15 protein-coding genes are annotated in these 19,644 nt (G+C 50.6%); 14 read left to right on the plus strand and 1 reads right to left on the minus strand.

The genetic code is table 11. The features are described from left to right. The first annotated feature begins 132 nt into the window (after window positions 1–132). The 11 genes from glf (at window position 133) to ACW9SV_RS15355 (ending at window position 15,921) form a co-directional block, all read left to right on the plus strand. Window positions 133–1,347 carry a UDP-galactopyranose mutase gene (glf, locus tag ACW9SV_RS15305; RefSeq protein ID WP_479557628.1) on the plus strand — a complete coding sequence of 405 codons (1,215 nt, stop codon included), beginning with the start codon at window positions 133–135 and terminating at the stop codon, window positions 1,345–1,347. Beyond that, complete coding sequence (locus ACW9SV_RS15310) at window positions 1,334–3,586, plus strand: family 1 glycosylhydrolase (RefSeq protein WP_479557629.1); 2,253 nt, start codon at window positions 1,334–1,336, stop codon at window positions 3,584–3,586. The genes glf and ACW9SV_RS15310 overlap by 14 nt, the downstream gene beginning before the upstream one ends. A gap of 455 nt (window positions 3,587–4,041) precedes the next feature. After that, window positions 4,042–7,422 carry a preprotein translocase subunit SecA gene (gene secA / locus ACW9SV_RS15315; RefSeq protein ID WP_479557630.1) on the plus strand — a complete coding sequence of 1,127 codons (3,381 nt, stop codon included), beginning with the start codon at window positions 4,042–4,044 and terminating at the stop codon, window positions 7,420–7,422. Between the two features lie 25 nt (window positions 7,423–7,447). Then, complete coding sequence (gene deoC / locus ACW9SV_RS15320) at window positions 7,448–8,083, plus strand: deoxyribose-phosphate aldolase (protein WP_479557631.1); 636 nt, start codon at window positions 7,448–7,450, stop codon at window positions 8,081–8,083. Window positions 8,084–8,094: 11 nt separating this feature from the next. After that, the gene (locus ACW9SV_RS15325; protein WP_479557632.1) at window positions 8,095–8,640 is read left to right on the plus strand and encodes a sporulation protein; all 546 of its coding nucleotides are present in this window, start codon (window positions 8,095–8,097) and stop codon (window positions 8,638–8,640) included. A gap of 657 nt (window positions 8,641–9,297) precedes the next feature. Beyond that, the gene (locus tag ACW9SV_RS15330; protein WP_479557633.1) at window positions 9,298–10,503 is read left to right on the plus strand and encodes a M20 metallopeptidase family protein; all 1,206 of its coding nucleotides are present in this window, start codon (window positions 9,298–9,300) and stop codon (window positions 10,501–10,503) included. A 276-nt stretch (window positions 10,504–10,779) separates the two neighbouring features. Then, window positions 10,780–11,214 (plus strand): Hsp20/alpha crystallin family protein, encoded by a 435-nt coding sequence (locus tag ACW9SV_RS15335; protein ID WP_479557634.1) that lies wholly within the window; start codon window positions 10,780–10,782, stop codon window positions 11,212–11,214. A gap of 180 nt (window positions 11,215–11,394) precedes the next feature. Beyond that, entirely contained in the window at window positions 11,395–12,894 is a 1,500-nt protein-coding gene (locus ACW9SV_RS15340) for a Do family serine endopeptidase (RefSeq protein WP_479557635.1), read from the plus strand. Window positions 12,895–13,045: 151 nt separating this feature from the next. Then, the gene (gene amaB / locus ACW9SV_RS15345; RefSeq protein WP_479557636.1) at window positions 13,046–14,608 is read left to right on the plus strand and encodes an L-piperidine-6-carboxylate dehydrogenase; all 1,563 of its coding nucleotides are present in this window, start codon (window positions 13,046–13,048) and stop codon (window positions 14,606–14,608) included. Between the two features lie 131 nt (window positions 14,609–14,739). Then, window positions 14,740–15,222 (plus strand): hypothetical protein, encoded by a 483-nt coding sequence (locus ACW9SV_RS15350; RefSeq protein ID WP_479557637.1) that lies wholly within the window; start codon window positions 14,740–14,742, stop codon window positions 15,220–15,222. Window positions 15,223–15,429: 207 nt separating this feature from the next. Further along, a complete protein-coding gene (locus ACW9SV_RS15355; RefSeq protein ID WP_479557638.1) occupies window positions 15,430–15,921 on the plus strand; it encodes a DUF4442 domain-containing protein in 492 nt (163 codons plus the stop codon). A gap of 2 nt (window positions 15,922–15,923) precedes the next feature. On the opposite strand, the gene ACW9SV_RS15360 is transcribed toward ACW9SV_RS15355, so the two are convergent. Then, window positions 15,924–16,874 carry an alpha/beta fold hydrolase gene (locus ACW9SV_RS15360; protein ID WP_479557639.1) on the minus strand — a complete coding sequence of 317 codons (951 nt, stop codon included), beginning with the start codon at window positions 16,872–16,874 and terminating at the stop codon, window positions 15,924–15,926. 226 nt (window positions 16,875–17,100) lie between these two features. Here ACW9SV_RS15360 and ACW9SV_RS15365 point away from each other — a divergent pair, with 226 nt between their 5' ends. The 3 genes from ACW9SV_RS15365 to ACW9SV_RS15375 are packed head-to-tail and all read left to right on the plus strand — an operon-like array spanning window position 17,101 to window position 19,623. Then, a complete protein-coding gene (locus tag ACW9SV_RS15365; RefSeq protein WP_479557640.1) occupies window positions 17,101–17,661 on the plus strand; it encodes an RNA polymerase sigma factor in 561 nt (186 codons plus the stop codon). A 41-nt stretch (window positions 17,662–17,702) separates the two neighbouring features. Next, window positions 17,703–18,290, plus strand: a complete 588-nt coding sequence (locus tag ACW9SV_RS15370) for a hypothetical protein (protein WP_479557641.1) — start codon at window positions 17,703–17,705, stop codon at window positions 18,288–18,290. Beyond that, entirely contained in the window at window positions 18,271–19,623 is a 1,353-nt protein-coding gene (locus tag ACW9SV_RS15375; protein ID WP_479557642.1) for a hypothetical protein, read from the plus strand. Before ACW9SV_RS15370 ends, ACW9SV_RS15375 begins: the two co-directional genes overlap by 20 nt. The last annotated feature ends 21 nt before the right edge of the window (window positions 19,624–19,644 follow it).

Here is a 19,644-nt window from a genome sequence, read left to right on the forward strand (position 1 = left end):
TCAGCTCAATTTTAGAAAATAGCCCTATGACCAGAAGCCTGCCTTTCTCTCCCTTCTGAGAGAGCAAAGGAGAGATATGGTGTATTGTGAAATAAAAAATTATAAAAAAAATAACTTTAGCCCAATAAGTTTATGTTCGACTATCTGATTGTAGGAGCAGGTTTTGCCGGTAGTGTACTAGCCGAGCGTTTGGCTACGTATTCCAATAAAAAAGTATTAATCATAGACAAGCGTCCGCACATTGCTGGTAATGCCTATGACCATTATAACGAAGACGGGATTTTAGTGCACAAGTACGGTCCGCACATCTTCCACACTAACTCTAAAGAGGTGTTTGAATACCTAGGTCAATTCACAGAATGGCGCCCTTATGAGCACCGCGTATTGGCCAGCGTAGACGGGCAGCAAGTGCCTATGCCTATCAACCTGGATACTATCAACAAACTATATGGCTTGAGCCTTACTTCTTTTGAACTAGACAAATGGTTTGAGTCGGTAGCCGAGAAGGTAGACACCATCCGCACCTCAGAAGATGTGGTGGTAAGTAAAGTAGGCCGCGAGCTTTACGAGAAATTCTTCAAAAACTACACCCGCAAGCAATGGGGCATGGACCCGTCTGAGCTGGATAAATCGGTGACCTCACGCGTACCAACCCGTACCAACCGTGATGACCGCTACTTCACAGACACCTACCAAGCCATGCCGCTGCACGGTTTCACCAAGATGTTTGAGAAGATGCTGGATCACCCCAACATCAAGATCATGCTCAACACAGACTACCATGAGATCATTGACGTGATTCCGTTCAAAGAGATGATCTACACTGGTCCAGTTGATGAGTACTTTGACTTTAAATACGGCAAACTGCCTTATCGCTCACTGGAGTTCAAGCATGAAACCGTGAACAAAGAAGTGTTCCAGCCGGTGGCCGTGGTGAACTACCCTAATGAGCAGCTGTACACCCGCGTGACCGAGTTCAAATATCTCACTGGGCAGCAGCACACTAAAACCAGCCTGGTGTATGAGTTCCCTCGCGCAGAAGGAGATCCTTACTACCCGGTACCTAAGCCAGAGAACGCTGAGCTATACAACAAATACAAGAAGCTGGCAGATGCTACGCCTAATGTACACTTTGTGGGCCGCCTGGCTACCTACAAATACTATAACATGGACCAAGTAGTGGCGCAAGCGTTAACCTTGCACAAGAAACTGACAGACAAAGTTGGCAAGCAATCAGTTGTAGATGGCATTGACGTATTACCAAAAGTGGTGCGTGAAGCTTTGACCGGTAATGCGGCCAGCCTAAACGGAAGTTCCACTAAAATTGGTACGAATGGCAAACATTGAGCTTTGGGGAGGCGTTGAGTGTACCGTAAACCGTGTTGGTGACCAGTATTTTGACCAGCTTGCCAAGAGCGGGCATGCACACCGGATAACAGACCTTGATCTGTTTGCTGAGTTAGGCATCAAGAAATTACGGTACCCCGTTTTGTGGGAAAGCGTAGCTCCAGAGCATCCAGAGCAACAGGACTGGAGTTGGGCGACAGAACGTCTTTACCGGCTTCGGGAACTGAACATAGAACCTATCGTGGGGCTGCTGCATCATGGCAGCGGCCCCCGATATACCAACCTGCTAGACGACGATTTCCCCCAGAAATTTGCGCAGTATGCGCGTTCGGTGGCCAAGCAATTCCCTTGGGTCACCTACTACACCCCCGTCAACGAACCTCTGACCACTGCTAGGTTCAGCGCATTGTATGGCTTCTGGTATCCGCACACCAAAGACGATGCTTCTTTTGCAAAAGCTTTACTAAATCAAATAATCGGGACTAAACTGGCCATGGAAGCCATCAGGGAAATCAACCCTGATGCCCAACTGGTGCAGACCGATGACTTGGGCTATTCTCATAGCACGCCTGCCCTGCAGTACCAGGCAGACTTTGAAAACCAGCGCCGTTGGCTTTCCTGGGACCTGCTTTGCGGGAAAGTAGACCAAAAACACTTTTTCTGGAATTACCTGCGGGGATCCCAGGTGCCTGAGGCAACCCTGCTGGACCTAGTGCAGAACCCTTGCCCGCCCAACATCATCGGGGTGAATTACTATGTCACCAGTGAGCGGTACTTGGACGAACGGATCATCAATTATCCTTGGCACACCCACGGCAGCAATGCCCAACACCGGTACGCCGATGTGGAGGCCGTTCGGGTGCAGACAGCCACTCCGCTAGGGGTGCAGAACATCCTGGACCAAGCTTGCACCCGCTATGACATTCCCGTTGCCATCACCGAAGCCCACCTTTGCTGCACCCGCGAGGAGCAGATGCGCTGGCTCGCCGATGTATGGGATTCTGCCTCTTTTTTGAGAAACCAAGGCAAAAACGTGCTGGCGGTTACGTCCTGGTCTTTGCTGGGAGCTTATGACTGGAACAGCCTGCTCACGCAAGATGCCGGGCACTATGAAATGGGAGCGTTTGACCTCCGCAACAGCCGTGTGCCTGCCAGAACAGCGGTATCCAGGTTCATCCAAGGCTTGCCCGTGGGAGCAGAGCGGCACCCTTTGCTTAGGATTGATGGCTGGTGGAAACGGGTTTGCCGCAGTGTATACCCCTCCCTGCCCGAAACCCCAGAAGGTTGGAGTATTTCTTCAGAGGCGGTGAAGCAAATGAAAGAGGTGATCATCCAACCCTTGCTCATAACTGGTGCCACTGGAACCCTGGGAAGAGCATTTGCCCGGATTTGCGAGATCAGGGGCATTCCTTACAAGCTGCTCACCCGCCAGGAAATGGACATCACCAATGAAGCCTCGGTACGAAAGGTGCTCCGGAAATATAAGCCGTGGGCCTTGGTGAATACCGCCGGGTACGTGCGCGTAGACGAGGCCGAGCAACAACCGGAGGCCTGCTACCGCGAAAACACTTTGGGGCCGGCCGTGCTGGCTAGTGTCTGTAAAGCGCAGAACATAGGGTTTGTCACGTTCTCCTCAGACCTGGTCTTTGACGGTGAAAAGCAAACCCCGTACTCTGAGGAAGATACCACCAATGCCTTAAACGTGTATGGCTGTAGCAAGGCCCTGGCAGAAGAGCAGGTGCTGAACGCCATGCCAGAGGCACTGGTAATCAGGACAAGTGCCTTCTTCGGGCCTTGGGATGAGCATAACTTTGTATACCATGCCCTGCGGGCCATTGCCCACCAAGAGCAGTTCAAGGCCGCCCAAGATACGTTTATCACGCCTACCTACGTGCCTGATCTGGTGAACACCGCCCTTGATCTACTCATTGACGGAGAAGCCGGCATTTGGCACTTAGCCAACCAGGGAACCTATAGCTGGTCCCAATTGGCAGAACTGGCCGCAAACCTGGCTGGTTTGGAACCAAGCCCGTGGCTGCAACCTGTGCCCCAAGCCAGTTTCAATCTGGCTGCTCCTCGCCCTGCATCCACCGCGTTGGAAACGGGCAAAAGGGCGGTCCTGCCTACCGTAGAAGATGCCCTTCGTAGATTTATGCACGCAAGTGAGTTTAATTTCCGGCCTTCAGAACGCCATATTACTTCTTCTGAAGACGAAATCCGCTTCGCCGCCCAGGCGTAAGTACCTTTAACTTTTAGGCCTGTATTTGGCCTGGTTTCTTTAAACCAGGCCAAATACAGGCCTTTTATTATTAACCGTTCCGCTCCTCTTTTTGCGATGTATTTGCAATGCTTTATCTTATCCGTTTTCTGACCTTTTTAGGGAATACAAAGACAAAATAATTTTTCAAGGCGTTTTGCAAAAGCATTTGGCAGAGGTTTTTGTCTTTTTGAAGGAAAGCGGGGTAAGGTTGATTTCAGCTAAATACGGTTTGAAGCAGGTTCTGGAAAAGGAGGCTGAAAACACCAAGTAGGCTGCTTATTTACTGGCCACTTTTACTACTTTTTTATTTTCTATGACATCCCGTCAGGCTTAGGGCACTATTGTGTGAGTGGTATTGTTTTGGCTAGGTAGAAAATTGTCGGAAAAACCGCGTATTTTTGAAATTGATTCAAGTACATTTTAACTAGTTATATATGTTTGATTTTGTTGGGAAGACGGTCGCTAAGATTTTCGGAACCAAGTCTGAGCGGGATATCAAGGGGGTATTGCCGTACGTAGCGCTCATCAACCAGGAGTTCGCCAAGCTCAATTCCCTTTCCGATGACCAGCTTCGGGCACGTACCAAGGAGGTGCAAACCGTGATCGCAGATCGTCTTAAACCCATAGATGATAAAGTAACGGTTCTTTACCAACGCATTGAGAACGAACCAGAACTGGATATCGCTCAGAAAGAAGAAATCTTCACTGAGATTGACAGTCTGGAGAAAGACCGCAACAAAGACCTGGAAGTGGTGCTCATGGAAGTGCTGCCGCAGGCCTTTGCCATTGTAAAAGAGACGGCCCGCCGGTTCAAAGAGAACGGGCAGTTGACGGTTACCGCTACAGAGCTGGACCGCAACTTCGCCTCCCGCAAGCCAAACGTACAGATCAACGGCGACCAAGCCGTTTGGTTAAATAAATGGATTGCCGCCGGTAACGAGGTAACCTGGGACATGCTCCACTATGACGTGCAGTTGATTGGTGGTATTGTCTTGCACCAGGGTAAGATTGCCGAGATGGCGACAGGTGAAGGGAAGACCTTAGTGGCTACCTTGCCAGCCTTCTTAAATGCGCTGGCAAAACGTGGCGTGCACGTAGTAACCGTGAACGACTACCTGGCCAAGCGTGACTCTGAGTGGATGGCGCCGTTGTTTGAGTTCCACGGCATCACCATTGACTGTATTGACAAACACCAGCCTAATACCGATGCCCGCCGCAATGCCTATTTAGCGGACATCACGTACGGTACCAATAACGAGTTCGGCTTTGACTACCTGCGTGACAACATGTCCCGCGAGCCTGGTGAGTTGGTGCAACGCAAGCACCACTACGCCATGGTCGATGAGGTGGACTCCGTGTTGATTGACGATGCCCGTACGCCATTGATTATCTCAGGTCCGGTGCCGCGCGGCGATGAGCACGAATTCTACGTGTTAAAGCCCCGTGTAGCCATGCTGGTAGAAGCGCAGCGGAAACTGGTGGGTAACTACCTGGTAGAAGCCAAGCGTCTTATCAAAGAAGGAAACGATAAAGAAGGCGGTTTAGCTTTGTTCAGAGCGTACCGTGGTTTGCCTAAAAACAAGCCGTTGATCAAATTTCTGAGTGAGACCGGCGTGCGCCAGATCTTGTTGAAAACAGAAGCGTTTTACCTGCAAGACCACGCCCGTCAAATGCCAGAGGCTGATAAGCCTTTGTTCTTCACCATTGACGAAAAGCATAACCAAATTGAACTTACCGAGAAGGGGATTGACCTAATCACCGGCCAGGGCGAAGATCCGCATTTGTTCATCTTGCCAGACATCGGGACGGAGTTGGCCAACATTGAAAGCCACAAAGAACTGTCTGCCGATGAGAAACTGCACGAGAAAGAGCGCCTGATCCAGGAGTACCAGGAGAAGTCGCAGCGTGTGCACACCATCAACCAGTTGCTGAAAGCCTACACGCTGTTTGAGAAAGACACCGAGTACATCGTGACCGATGACCACAAAGTGAAAATTGTGGATGAGCAAACCGGTCGGGTAATGGAGGGTCGTCGATACTCAGATGGATTGCACCAGGCAATTGAAGCCAAGGAAAACGTACGCGTGGAAGACGCTACTCAGACCTACGCTACCGTGACCCTGCAGAACTACTTCCGGATGTACCACAAATTAGCGGGTATGACCGGTACTGCCGAGACTGAGGCGGGTGAGTTCTGGGAAATCTACAAACTGGATGTGGTGGTGATTCCTACCAACCGTGTAGCCCAACGCAAAGACGAGCACGACAAGGTTTACAAGACCATGCGTGAGAAATACAACGCCGTTTCTGAAGAGATCCAGGAGTTGATCAAGCAAGGCCGTCCGGTCTTGGTGGGTACTACTTCGGTGGAGATTTCGGAGCTAGTAAGCCGTATGCTGAAACTGCGCGGAATCCCGCACCAGGTATTGAACGCGAAGCAGCACCAGCGCGAGGCCGAGATTGTGGCCGAAGCCGGTAAGCCAAGCACTGTGACCATCGCTACCAACATGGCGGGTCGTGGTACGGACATCAAGCTGACCCCTGAGTCGAAAGCTGCGGGTGGTCTGGCCATCATTGGTACCGAGCGCCACGAGTCTCGCCGGGTAGACCGTCAGTTGCGGGGTCGTTCAGGCCGCCAAGGAGACCCGGGATCATCCCAGTTCTTCGTATCCCTGGAAGACAGCTTGATGCGCCTGTTCGGTTCTGACCGCATTGCCCGTTTGATGGACCGTATGGGTCTGGAGGAAGGTGAAGTGATTCAGCATTCCATGATCACCAACTCTATTGAGCGTGCGCAGAAGAAAGTAGAGGAAAATAACTTCGGTACGCGGAAGCGCCTGTTGGAGTACGATGACGTGATGAACGCCCAGCGCGAGGTGGTGTACAAACGCCGCCGCAACGCCCTGTACGGCGAGCGTTTGGAGCTGGATATCTGGAACATGATCTATGATACCGCCGAGGACATTGTACAGACCTACAAGGCCACCGGTAACCATGAAGACTTCCTGTTGCACATCATCAGAGTGTATGGTTTCAACTCAGCCATCACTGCTGCTGAACTAGCCGGGCAATCTGTGGATGTAGTGATTGACCGCCTGTACAACGAGGCGCTTGATTTCTACCTGGCCAAGAACCACCAGATCATGGAGCAATCAGCCCCAATTATGGCTGACATCTATGAGAACCGTGGGCCGATGATTGAGAACATTGCCGTGCCGTTCACCGATGGTCGTAAGCAGATCACTGCGGTAGCCAATCTGGAGAAAGTGGTTTCTTCCAAAGGCCGTGAGTTGATCAAGACCGTAGAGAAAGTGATCACCTTGGCGACCATTGACCAGGCCTGGACCCAGCACCTGCGCGAAATGGACGATTTGAAGCAGAGCGTGCAGAACGCGGTGTACGAACAGAAAGACCCGTTGTTGATCTACAAGTTTGAGTCTTTTGAGCTGTTCAAGCGCATGATCAGCAAGGTGAACGAAGAAACTGTTTCCTTCTTGTTCAAAGCAGATCTTCCGGTACAGCAGGAGCAACCTGCTCCGGTACAGGAAGCCCGTCCGCAACAGGCGCCAAGACCACCAAGACTGCATGAACAGAAAGAAGAAGTGCATTCTACGTTAGAAGAACCAACGCAAGGCATGCCTTCTATGCCACAGGCGGCTGCTCCTAAGCAAGCACCAATCAGGGTAGAGAAGCACGCAGGCCGTAATGACCGCGTCAATGTGATGTACTCAGACGGGCGTGTCATGAAAGACGTGAAGTTCAAAAACGTGGAAAACGATTTGCTCAACAACCGTTGTGTACTCATTGAAGACTAAGTCCCTTATTTCACCGGAACAGAGCTTGGCACCGTATATTGACCATACGGTGCTCAAGCCTGATACCACCAAAGCCATGGTGGCACAACTCTGCCAGGAAGCAATCCAGTATAAGTTTGCGGCGGTGTGTGTGCCACCATGTTTTGTTAGGCAGGCGGTGGCCGCCCTGCAGGATACGGGGGTACAGGTTGCCACCGTGGTGGGATTCCCTTTTGGGTATCAGTTGGCCAAAGTAAAGTTTTTTGAGGCGCATCAGGCCTTGTCTGAAGGAGCTACTGAGATTGACGTGGTGATGAACATTGCCGCCTTCAAGTCTGGGAAGCACGAAGAGGTCATGTCTGAGTTGCATGAACTGAGTACCCTTTGTCACTTCAAGAACTCCATCTTAAAGGTGATTATTGAAACCGCGCTGCTGTCACCCGAAGAGATTGTGCAGGTTTGCCAGATCTGTGTGGAGGCGGAGGTAGATTACGTGAAAACCTCTACCGGATATGCCGCGCACGGGGCTCAGATTGAAGATGTGTTGCTCATGCGGGCAAACCTACCCAAGCACATTAAGATCAAAGCCTCTGGTGGTATTAAAACAAAGGAAGCCGCCCTTGCGTTGGTGAACGCAGGAGCAGACCGGATTGGAACATCCTCCGGCGTTTCATTGCTATGATTTGGAGAATAATGACTTTTAGAATATTTGCTTTCCTTTGCCTGGGTGCTATGATGAGTTGCGCCGCCACGGGCAGTACTTCCTCCTCTACCAGCAACGGGAATGGTTCCGTGGCTTCAGGCAGCCGGTCAGATGGGAAGAAAGGCGAGGGCACCGCTACCTTGGTAGATACCAAGAAATACCGACCTTCGTTTCCAGCGGCTCCCAAAGGCGGGGCTGAACCCACAGCCCCAGCCGCCCCGACGAACCATGTAGGTCCGCAAGTGACGTTGCTCATGGACAGCGTGGTGCAAGTGCAGAAGAACATCAAGTACGCGGCCGGTTACCGTATTCTGGCGTATACCGGCATTGAGCGCCAGACCGCCATGAACCTGCGCAACAACATCGTCCGTCGGTTGCCAGAGGAAAAAGACTACCTCACCTACAAGCAGCCCACGTACCAGCTAAAGATTGGCGACTTCTTCACCCGGGTAGAAGCGCAGAATGCGTTAAACAAAATACAGGATTTACTTCCTAATGCTCTGCTGGTGCAGGAAACCATCAATATCCCTAAGTAGGACAGGAACACTTTGTTTACTTTATTAGCCGCCGTTTTTGGCCTGTTTATAGAAAGCAGCTCAGAAACGGCGGTTTTTGTTTGAGCGCATCGGGTATTTTTCAGGGCTACTTTTCCAGCCGTACTTTTTACATCCAAATGGCGGGGGGGGGGAGATTCTACGGTATTTGCTGTGGAAAGTACTTCATTATCATCAAGTCTGTGAATTGGAATAAGGTTCTTTCGTAAATTCCTTCCGATAAGATTAGTATATGGATAAGAGGGATTTGATACTTTCAGGCTTGTTTGCTCAGGTGAAATCTCACCCTGACCCTAAAGATCATCCTGCTTCTACCTTCAGTATTGCAGCAAATATTCACCTGAGGTTGGAGGAGGTTCTGTTTCTATGCAATGAACTGCTAGAGGAGGGGTTTATAAAGATTAGTCACTTAAATACCCCACCATTGGTGTATTTGACCTTAACCGGACTTGCCCGGGCTCGTCGCCTTGACAATTCTTTTGGCTTTAGGGCAGAAGAGAAGATGAGGAGCTTGCCTTAAGTAGTCAACTGACGAATGGTAGGCAAAGTGCTGTTTACGGTTTCTTTTGAGAAAAAAGGCCGTAAACAGCACTTTCGTTTTTAGCTGTACCTTTGCGCATATTTGATTGTTTCTCTTCAATGAAAGAACTTACCAGCCATATACAGCAACTCGCCAGGAAATATGCCGCAGACACCGTAGCCACCCGGCAGCACCTGCACCAGCACCCAGAGTTATCCTTTCAGGAGTTTGAGACCTCGGGGTACGTGTTCAGGAAACTGCAGGAATATGGGCTGGAGCCGGAGCGGGTCACCAAGACCGGGGTAGTTGCATTGATCAAGGGCCGCAACCCCGAGAAAGCCACCACCGCCCTGCGTGCCGACCTGGATGCTTTGCCCATTCTGGAAACGAATGAAGTCGCCTACAAATCAAGGAACGAAGGGGTTATGCATGCCTGTGGCCATGACGTGCATACTTCTTCCTTACTGACCACTGCCCGAATTCTGCAGGACCTGCGCGATGAGTTTGAAGGCACCGTGAAACTCATCTTCCAACCCGGCGAGGAGAAGTTCCCGGGTGGGGCCTCCCTGATGATCAAAGAAGGCGTGCTGGAAAACCCGGCCCCAAAGAGCATCATGGGGCAACATGTGTTTCCGTTTCTGCCTGCCGGCAAGGTAGGTTTCCGTTCCGGCATGTACATGGCCTCCGCCGATGAAATCTACATCACCGTGAAAGGGAAAGGCGGCCACGGTGGTTTGCCTGAGCAGTTGGTGGACCCGGTTCTAATAAGTGCTCACCTATTGGTAGCGCTGCAGCAGATTGTGAGCCGGCGCGCTAACCCCAAGGTTCCGTCAGTGTTGTCGTTTGGGAAAGTGATTGCCAACGGGGCTACCAACGTAATTCCGGGCGAGGTGAAAATTGAAGGCACCTTCCGGACCATGGATGAAGCCTGGCGCGCCGAGGCCAAGCAGAAAATAAAGAAACTGGCCGAAGGACTTTGCGAAAGCATGGGTGGCTCCTGCGAGATCAACATCATGGATGGCTATCCGTTCCTGAAAAACGATCCGGCCCTGGTGTCCCGCGCCCGGGCCGCCGCCCAAGACTATTTAGGCGAAGAGAACGTGGTAGAACTGGATATGTGGATGGCTGCCGAAGACTTCGCTTATTACTCCCAGCAAACCCCTGCCTGCTTTTACCGCCTAGGTACCCGCAACGAGGAGAGGGGTATTATTTCAGGGGTGCACACGCCTACCTTTGACATAGAGGAAGCCGCCCTGGAAGTAGGAAGCGGTTTAATGGCGTGGTTGGCGGTTAATGAACTCCAGGCGTTGGCAACCCAAGCATAACCCAATATCCTGTTTTGGGAAACGATCTGCTTTGAGGCTCTTTTCTTTAAAGGAGCCTCAAAGCAGATCGTTTTTTTAGGAGCTATTGGTTTTCCTTTCAATATCTGCCTTTTCGGACGAGAAAAATCAAGCAAATAAGACATTATGGCTTGTTTCTATGTTTTAAAGATTTTTTAAAATGTCTTTGTGTCAGTAAATGGGCTGTTTTCTCGATTGGTACAAAATTTACTAATAGGTAAGTATCCAATTGAAATTTAAATATTAGATATAAAGACAATGGCAACTGTAAAACAACATCCGGTATTGCAAAACAGAGCTCCACAGACGTTCAGCAGCTTGTTAGACAGCTTTTTCCAGGACACTGTGAACAACCGTCGGGTACAAGGTTTTACCCCTGCGGTAGATCTTTGGGAAACCGAGAAAAGCTATGAAGTAGAACTGGCCCTACCAGGTCTTAAGAAAGAAAACATTACTGTTGAGTTTGAAGACGGCGTGCTACGCGTAAGCGGTGAGCGTACCTTCAACAAAGAAACCGAAGGACATAAATACCACCGGGTAGAGAACCTGTACGGAAAATTCAGACGTTCTTTCCAACTGCCAGAGCACGTAGATGGCGCTGCCATTGACGCTCAGTTTGAGAACGGCGTGCTGCAAATCTCTGTTCCTAAGGTGGAGGAGAAAGTGGTGAAACACCAGATTTCTGTGAAGTAAGAAAACGTTAAGGATATGTTAAAAAGGCGCTAATCAGCGCCTTTTTGGCGTAGTCTTTGTTTAGTAACAATACTAGTTTTGCTATTTTAGCGTTTCCCACGTACAAAGTAAACAAGACTTAATTTTCCTGAAAGAGAAGATACTTTTCAATTTATTAACCTATATAGCTGACTTATAAATATGAAAACGAAACAGCTGATGTTGGGGCTGATGCTCTCTGCTATGGTAGGTGGAGGCGTCGCCGTTGGAAGTTATAAATTACTGGATGATGATGTGCCTGCCAGTGGGCAACAATTGCCTAATACCAATGTGCGTTACACCAGCGCCATGCGTTCTTCTGACGTAGTGGTGCCAGAAGGGTTGAACTTTGTCACCTCGGCAGAGTTGGTAACCCCGGCGGTGGTGCACGTGACTACTGAGTACAAAGTGCAGGCGCGCCGCGGACCAAGCGCGAGTGAGATTCACCCGTTCTTCCGTGATTTTTTCGGTGATGATTTTGAAGGCTATCAGCGCCAACAGCAAGGTCCGGCCATGGGTTCTGGTTCTGGGGTAATCATTGCCTCTAACGGTTATGTGGTGACCAATAACCACGTGATTGACCGTGCCGATAAAATCCAGGTGATTCTGGATGATAAACGTACGTTTGATGCTACCCTGGTAGGTACTGACCCTAATACAGACATTGCGTTGTTGAAAATCAACGCTGACAATCTGCCTGCCCTGCGTTACGGAAACTCTGACAATGTGAAAGTTGGAGAGTGGGTACTGGCAGTTGGTAATCCCTTCAACTTGAACTCTACGGTAACTGCCGGTATCGTGAGCGCGAAAGGTCGTAACGTAGGTATCCTGCAAGGAGCCGGTAACATGAGTGTGGAATCGTTCATTCAGACCGATGCGGCTGTGAACCCTGGTAACAGTGGGGGAGCCCTGGTGAACCTTAACGGAGACCTGATCGGGATTAACACCGCCATTGCCTCGCAGACAGGTTCTTTTGCCGGTTACTCGTTTGCCGTTCCTTCTTCCATCGTAAGCAAAGTGGTGGATGACCTGTTGAAGTTTGGTGAAGTGCAACGCGCTTTGCTGGGTGTGCAGATGCAGGAAGTAAATGCTGAACTAGCCAAAGAAAAAAACCTGAAAACTTTGAATGGCGTGTACGTGGCCGGTTTCTCTGAAAGCAGTGCCGCTAAAACTGCCGGTTTACAGCAAGGTGACGTGATCACTGAAATCAACGGCGTGAAAGTGAACACCAGCGCCCAGTTACAGGAGCAAGTGACCAGATATCGCCCTGGCGATAAAATCAAGGTGGCTTTCCTGCGTGGCGGAAGCGAGAAGAGCATCAACGTTACATTGCGTAATGCCAGCGGAAGCACTGAGATTGTGAAACGCGATCCTAACTCCAACAAGGCCATGACCATTGATGGTGCCAAGTTTGAGGCTGCCACCAAGCAGGAACTAAACAAACTGGACATTACCGGTGGTGTGAAAATCAGTGACGTGGAAGAGAGTGCCTTTGCCGAAACTGGTATGAAAGATGGTTTCATCATCACCAGCATTGACAAAACTCCAACCAATGTGCCACAAGACGTAGACAAAGTATTGAAAGGTACTCGCCGCGGAGGTCTCCTTATTGAGGGAGTTTACCCAGATGGTCGCAGAGCCTATTATGCCTTAGGCCGCTAATTTTGACCTCCTTTGAGAAATATAAGCTTTAAACGGTTCCTGCAAAGCTCCTGCCCCACGGCAGGAGCTTTTTTGTTTTATATGTTGCCAGAAAGGCCTATACTAGGGTCTTATTCCCCACATTAGTAAGTAAAGGTTAACCAGAAGATCTATGCAGACCGAGACCACGCTACAAACCAATATCACCGATATACTTTCCCAGTTGGGCATCCAGGAGACTAACCCGGCGTACAGCACCGGGCTGAACTGGGGCGGCGAAAACAACTCAGAGACCCGCACCATCCATTCGCCTACCAACGGTAAAACCATCGCCACCGTGAACATGGCTTCTGAGGCCGATTACGACCAGGTAATCACCACCGCGCAGCAGGCGTTTCTGGAGTGGCGTACCTGGCCCTCGCCCAAACGCGGGGAAGTAGTACGCCAGATCGGGCTGAAACTGCGCGAGTACAAAGAGCCTTTGGGCAAACTGGTGAGCTATGAAATGGGCAAGATTCTGCAGGAAGGCCTGGGCGAGGTGCAGGAGATGATTGACATCTGCGACTTCGCGGTGGGCTTGTCGCGGCAGCTGCACGGCTACACCATGCACTCTGAGCGCCCCACCCACCGCATGTATGAGCAGTACCATCCGTTGGGCGTAGTAGGCGTGATCTCAGCCTTCAACTTCCCGGTGGCGGTTTGGAGCTGGAATGCCATGCTGGCGGCTATCTGCGGAGATACGGTAGTGTGGAAACCTTCAGAGAAAACCCCTTTGACCGCAGTGGCCTGTCAGCAGATTATTCAGGAGGTGCTGCGGGATAACCAGGTGCCGGAAGGTGTCTTCAGCGTGATCATCGGGGATGCCATGATCGGAAGCAAGATGGCGCATGACGAGCGCGTGCCGCTAGTATCAGCAACAGGATCTACGCGCATGGGCAAGAAAGTGGGCGAGGCCGTGGGCCGGCGTTTAGGGCGTTCTTTGCTGGAACTAGGCGGAAACAACGCCATCATCCTCACGCCAAACGCTGACCTGGAAATGGCCATCAGAGCGGTTGTATTTGGGGCCGTAGGAACCTGTGGGCAGCGCTGTACCTCCACCAGAAGATTGATCATCCATGACAGCATCTATGACGAGGTGAAAGAGCGCTTGTTGAAGGTGTATCCTAATCTGCCCATCGGGGATCCGTTGAAAGACGGCATTCTGGTGGGTCCGCTTATTGACAAAGATGCTACCAAGGCTTTCCTGGATGCCTTGGAAAGAGTGCAGCAAGAAGGTGGAAACCTGCTGATTGGTGGAGAAGTGCTGGAAGGAGAGGAATACGCCACCGGTACCTACGTGACGCCTGCCATTGTGGAGGCCGAACATTCTTACCACACCGTGCAGGAAGAAACCTTCGCGCCTATTCTGTACCTCATCAAATATAGCGGTGACGTGAAAAACGCCATTGATATCCAGAATGGGGTGCGGCAAGGGTTGTCTTCGTCCATCTTCTCTTCTAACCTGCTGGAAACGGAGGCCTTCCTGAGCCACTGGGGATCTGACTGCGGCATTGCCAATGTGAACATAGGTACTTCCGGAGCCGAGATTGGCGGGGCCTTCGGTGGGGAGAAAGACACGGGCGGCGGGCGCGAATCCGGGTCAGATGCGTGGCGGTTCTACATGCGCCGGCAAACCAATACTATCAACTTCGGACGGGAGCTGCCGCTGGCGCAAGGCATCAAGTTTGACTTCTAAACTTTAAAATAAAGCCAAATGAACTGGCGTTTTGTGGGAGAGGAGTAAGGAGGGGCTGGCATGGTCTTCTTTAACTAGAAGTGAATTGCGTTTTACACTGTTTTAGAAGCCATTAATTAATAACAATCCTGATGGATGCCTCAATCAAAAACGCGCGAAGACAGGGAATCACCTACGCGCTTAAGGCCACGCTTACAACTGAGATCATCATAGCGGTGCTCTTTTTCACTTTCTTGCTCTCCGTCACCAGTTCGGTGCAGGTGTTCTGGGACATCGTAACGTATCTTGGAGCAACCAACCTGATTGTTTTCACGCTTTCAAGTCTGTTGTTCGCTTACTTAGTGGGCAGAAAGGCGGGCGTGAAAATCATCCTGGGCAAGAAAAGGCATGCCTGGGTTGGGGTTCTTTCTGGCTTGAAGGTGGTGCTGTTCTCTACCCTTATCTGCGTTCTGGCCGCCCTGTTGCTGCAGGCGTTCACGGGTGCGCTGGAAAGGGGATGGCTGCTCAATTATGTGATGAAGCCTTTTGCCTGGATGGCCTTACTTTGTCTTGCTCCCGTGACCATTGCCGGACTTTGGTACGGGTATACCCTGAAGAAGAAAACAGAAAGGTAAATCTGTCTTTACGGCCGTATTCTTTTTTAGCAAGGATGTTGTCCTAAAACATATTGAAACAGAATGCCCCACCAACATAAAATTGGCGGGGCATTTTGCTTTGGAGGCATATTTCAAAAAAAGTTATGGAAAACATGGCGAGTCCTTCCATGTTTTCCATAACTCCCATAGAATGTCTATCTTTTCTGGTGAACCAGCTTTCGGCTTATGACTACTGCCTCCACCGCTAACTTTCGTAAGTTAATCACCAATCCATTCAAGCTGAGATTGTTTCTGCTCAGGAGGTTGCCCATGGCCTATCTGGCAGGAATCAGAATCCGGAGCCTGACGGAGGAGAAGGCAGAGGTGACCGTTGCGTACGGCTACCTTACCAAAAATCCGTTTAGGTCAATCTACTTTGCCTGTCTGAGCATGGCGGCTGAGATGGCCTCTGGGGTGCTAAGTATGATGTACCTGCACCAGGCACAACCCTCAGTGTCAATGCTGGTGGTTAGCCTGGAAGCCGAGTTCAGCAAGAAAGCCGTAGGAACCATCACCTTCACTTGCGCTGATGGGGCAGCCATTGCCTCGGCGGTACGCCTGGCCCAAATCACCGGCCAAGGCAGCAGCCTGCAAACTGTGAGCGTTGGCCGCGACGAAAAAGGCGAGGAAGTTGCCCGCTTCCGGATTACCTGGTCTTACAAGGCTCGGGTAAGATAGGCTTAGCTTTTTTTGCTGGTCTTCTTCAAAAACTCTTTCACCACCTTCTGGAATTGAGGGTTCTGCTCCAGGTAAATCACGTGGCCGCCCGGCATAGAAACAAGGGTCTGGTTCGGGAATTTAAAGCTCTTGTAATGGTCTGGCCCAATAGAGAAATCCTGTTGGCCGGCAATCACCAGAACCGGCATCTTCAGGTGTTTTGAGACCTCGGTGAAATCCTGGAAGTACTCTGGGTAATTAGACCAGGCCTGGCCAAAGCTGTAATTGCCCGGGCGTTTGGCGTCTTCTTCGTTCATCTTCTGCAGGCCTTCCTCTGTGGTGTACATCAACTGATGGTACTTGTTCTTTTCGTTCAGCGCCTGAATGATCATCATGAAACGATCAATCAGGGGCTTGCTCTTGTCCAGGAAAGGGGCTGGGTTTTCGGGTTTCAAGATATCCAGCCCTCTGTCTATCTGAACTTGCGCTGAGTAATTCAGGTTTAAAGTGGCGCTCAGCAGAACCATGCGGGAGATGGTTTTGGGGTAATAGTAGGCATACTCCGTGGCCAGAATTCCGCCGAAGGAATGGGCCAGAACCGTCCATTGCGGGTAACCTAGCTGCTGGCGCACTTCCTCAAAGTCTTGCGCTACCCGCTGCGGGCTGTAGTTCCCATCAGGGGCTTTGCCAGACCGTCCGCTGCCACGCTGGTCTACATACACCATCTGCAGGGAATCTTCCAGGGTGTTCACGCCCAGTACCTCAAACGAATGGCTCCAGGCGCCCGGCCCGCCATGGATGAACAGGCAGGGCCGTCCTTTGCCTGAAACTTTTACATACAGCTCGGTGCCATCACTCACGGTCAGGCGCATTTCACGGGCAGAAGTGGAGGTATTTGGTTTGTTTTGGGCTAAAACGGGTGAAAAACTGATTCCCAGCAAGAAAGCGAGCACCAGAAAGAACAAAGGTTTCATAGAAGGTGGATTTTTTGCGCAAAAATGGGAAATAAAATGAATAAATTAAGGGAAGGAATACCGCTGGAAATATTTTAGGAACACCGTGCAACCATCAGGTTTTGGGCTAGTCTTTAGAGTAGAAGTTTGGAACAGGAGAAAAGCCAAAGGCTAGCGAAAAAGGGTGGGTGTGTTCCGGTTTGCTGTTACTAGATTACCATCATGATGAGCACTAAAGGGTAACAATTTGGAGACGCTGGAATACACCGACGTAAACGCGCACGTGGTGGCCCGCTGTAAGGAGGGCGACCGGAAGGCGCAATATGAGCTGTACAAACTTTACAGTAAGTCCATGTTCAACGTGAGCATGCGCATTACCAATGACTATACTGAGGCCGAGGATGTCTTGCAGGAATCGTTTCTGAGCGCGTTCAGAGAACTGCATACCTTTAAGGGAGACTCTACTTTTGGTAGTTGGTTAAAGCGTATTGTGATCAACAAATCCATCACCAAAGTGCGTAGCCGGCGGCTTCAGGTGGTGCCCATGGAAGAACATCAGGATTTTGCCGAAGAGGCGCCTGACTACGACCAGGAAGAAATGGACTACAAAGTAGAAAACATAAAGAAGGCCATTCAGTCTCTGCCAGACGGGTACCGGGTAGTGCTCACCCTGTACCTGCTGGAAGGGTATGACCATGGCGAGATTGCCGAGATTCTAAGTATCAGCGAGGCCACGTCTAAGTCACAGTACAGCCGGGCCCGCAAAAAATTGCTGAGCCTCATGCGGGAGCAGTCGTTCTTAAGCTGAAAAAGTAAAAAGGACCAAAAACGAGTACAAGGAGCATTGCCATGAAAGATAGATTAAAAGATTTTGTACAGGCCCACCGAGAAGAGTTTGATTCCTTTGCCCCACGACCGGATTTGTGGCAGGACATTGCGGCGGAGCTGCTGGAAGAGGAAGTAAAACCTATTAACCCAGTTCAAACTGAGAGAGAGGCAAAAATTATTTCCATCAACTGGCACCAGGCTTGGCGGTATGCTGCTGCCATTGCCTTGCTGGTGATGGTCGCGTTCTCGGCCCGTTACTATATGAACACGCAAGAGACAGCTTCCCTGGCTGCGACTACCCCACCGGTTCCGCTGGAGAAAATAGCCCCAGAGCTGAGGCAGATTGAAACCAAATACGTGCAGGTGATTGAGAAAAAGAAATCGGAGCTGAAGGCCATGGGTGTAAACCAAGTCAGGTTCTCTGAACTGGACTCAGCTTACAATGAACTGAAAAAAGAACTGTATACCACCCCCAACAAAGAAGTGCTTCTGCAGGCCATGAGCGACAACCTGAAAATGAGAATCGCGCTCCTGAACCAGCAGTTAGAAGTACTGGAAAATAGAAGTAATGTAAAAACCCCTGCGCGCCATGAAACGACCAATATCTAAACTTTTCACCTTCTTCTGTTTTTGCATGGGAGCGGGCATTGCCCAGGGGCAAGCCGTGGGCAATACAGCGCCTTGCAAACAAGTATTAAGGGAGGAAATCAAAGCCGAGATTTCAGCGCAGGTACAACCCTCCATTGCCTTACACCAGGTCTTGGAGCTCTCAGAGAAAATCTCTGCGTTGCCTGCCTGTGAAGGTTTGGCACCCGAAATGAACGTGATCCTGGCGCCTTTGGCAGCAATTCATCCGGATATAGAAGTTCTGCCCTTGCAAGTGCCGGCCACCCCAGAGCCGCCCGTTTTTAGCCAGCCTACTCCAGACCTGCAAGGGGCGTATGCCTACACCAAGGTGAAGAAAGTAGACCGCACCTTTAAAGTGGACAAATCAGACAAGCTAAGCATTGAAAACCAGTTTGGCCGGGTAGACGTGCAAACCTGGACCAGAAATGAGATTGCCGTAGAGGTAACCATTGTGGCCCGGGCCATCACGGAGGAAAAAGCGCAGGAAATCCTGAACAAGATTCAGGTGAGAATAAGCGAAGACAGAGCCAACAACCTGCTCGCCTTTGTCACTGAGCGCGAGCCCATGCAGATCAAGAGCAGCAGCGAGAAGGCTTTCGAGATCAACTACATGGTGAAAATGCCTCGAGCCAACCCGTTGCGCATCAACAATAAATACGGCTCGGTGCAGATGCCAGACTTTGACGGGCCCACCGAGTTAGAGGTGAAATACGGAAAGCTGGTGACCGGAAGTCTGAATAACCCCCGCAACACGGTTACCGTCACCTACAGCGGAGGCGACTGCCAGATCGCCTACATGAAAGGCGGCGATTTAACTGCCAAATACTCCACCATGCACCTGCGGGGAGCCGATGACATCAATGCCGTCACTGCCTACAGCAATATCACCATTGACCGCGTAGACTTGCTCACCATGGCCAGCCGCTATGATTCAAAGTTCCATATTGGCAGCGCCAGCCAGATCAACGGTACCGGAAGTTACTCGGGTATCAAGATTGGTAGCCTGAAAGAATCAGCGAGCCTGACCGTGAAATACTGCTCGGGCTTTGAGATCAGCAACGTGTCTTCCAACTTCAGAAAGCTGGAACTGATAGGAGGCTATACAGGAATGGCTTTGAGCTTCGCCGATAACTCGGCCTTCAACTTTGAGGTAGACACCCAGTACGGCAACTTCAAGATTGACCAGGATTTAGCCAACTTCAGTTTGAAAGAGGTAAGAAACACCTCTAGCACCTACAAAGGCAAATATGGCAAGGCTTCGCCTAAAGGCACCGTGAATGTCTCCAGCAAGTACGGCAGCATCGCCTTCAATTAAAAACTAGAAACACATAAAAAA

The organism is Rufibacter sp. JT20002 (assembly GCF_056491185.1).

Bases quoted from the DNA above. Each gene is read 5' to 3' on its own strand.
- glf (WP_479557628.1), top strand. From the start codon at position 133: ATGTTCGACTATCTGATTGTAGGAGCAGGTTTTGCCGGTAGTGTACTA.
- ACW9SV_RS15310 (WP_479557629.1), top strand. From the start codon at position 1,334: ATGGCAAACATTGAGCTTTGGGGAGGCGTTGAGTGTACCGTAAACCGT.
- secA (WP_479557630.1), top strand. From the start codon at position 4,042: ATGTTTGATTTTGTTGGGAAGACGGTCGCTAAGATTTTCGGAACCAAG.
- ACW9SV_RS15325 (WP_479557632.1), top strand. From the start codon at position 8,095: ATGACTTTTAGAATATTTGCTTTCCTTTGCCTGGGTGCTATGATGAGT.
- ACW9SV_RS15330 (WP_479557633.1), top strand. From the start codon at position 9,298: ATGAAAGAACTTACCAGCCATATACAGCAACTCGCCAGGAAATATGCC.
- ACW9SV_RS15335 (WP_479557634.1), top strand. From the start codon at position 10,780: ATGGCAACTGTAAAACAACATCCGGTATTGCAAAACAGAGCTCCACAG.
- ACW9SV_RS15340 (WP_479557635.1), top strand. From the start codon at position 11,395: ATGAAAACGAAACAGCTGATGTTGGGGCTGATGCTCTCTGCTATGGTA.
- amaB (WP_479557636.1), top strand. From the start codon at position 13,046: ATGCAGACCGAGACCACGCTACAAACCAATATCACCGATATACTTTCC.
- ACW9SV_RS15350 (WP_479557637.1), top strand. From the start codon at position 14,740: ATGGATGCCTCAATCAAAAACGCGCGAAGACAGGGAATCACCTACGCG.
- ACW9SV_RS15355 (WP_479557638.1), top strand. From the start codon at position 15,430: ATGACTACTGCCTCCACCGCTAACTTTCGTAAGTTAATCACCAATCCA.
- ACW9SV_RS15360 (WP_479557639.1), bottom strand. From the start codon at position 16,874: ATGAAACCTTTGTTCTTTCTGGTGCTCGCTTTCTTGCTGGGAATCAGT.
- ACW9SV_RS15370 (WP_479557641.1), top strand. From the start codon at position 17,703: ATGAAAGATAGATTAAAAGATTTTGTACAGGCCCACCGAGAAGAGTTT.
- ACW9SV_RS15375 (WP_479557642.1), top strand. From the start codon at position 18,271: ATGAAACGACCAATATCTAAACTTTTCACCTTCTTCTGTTTTTGCATG.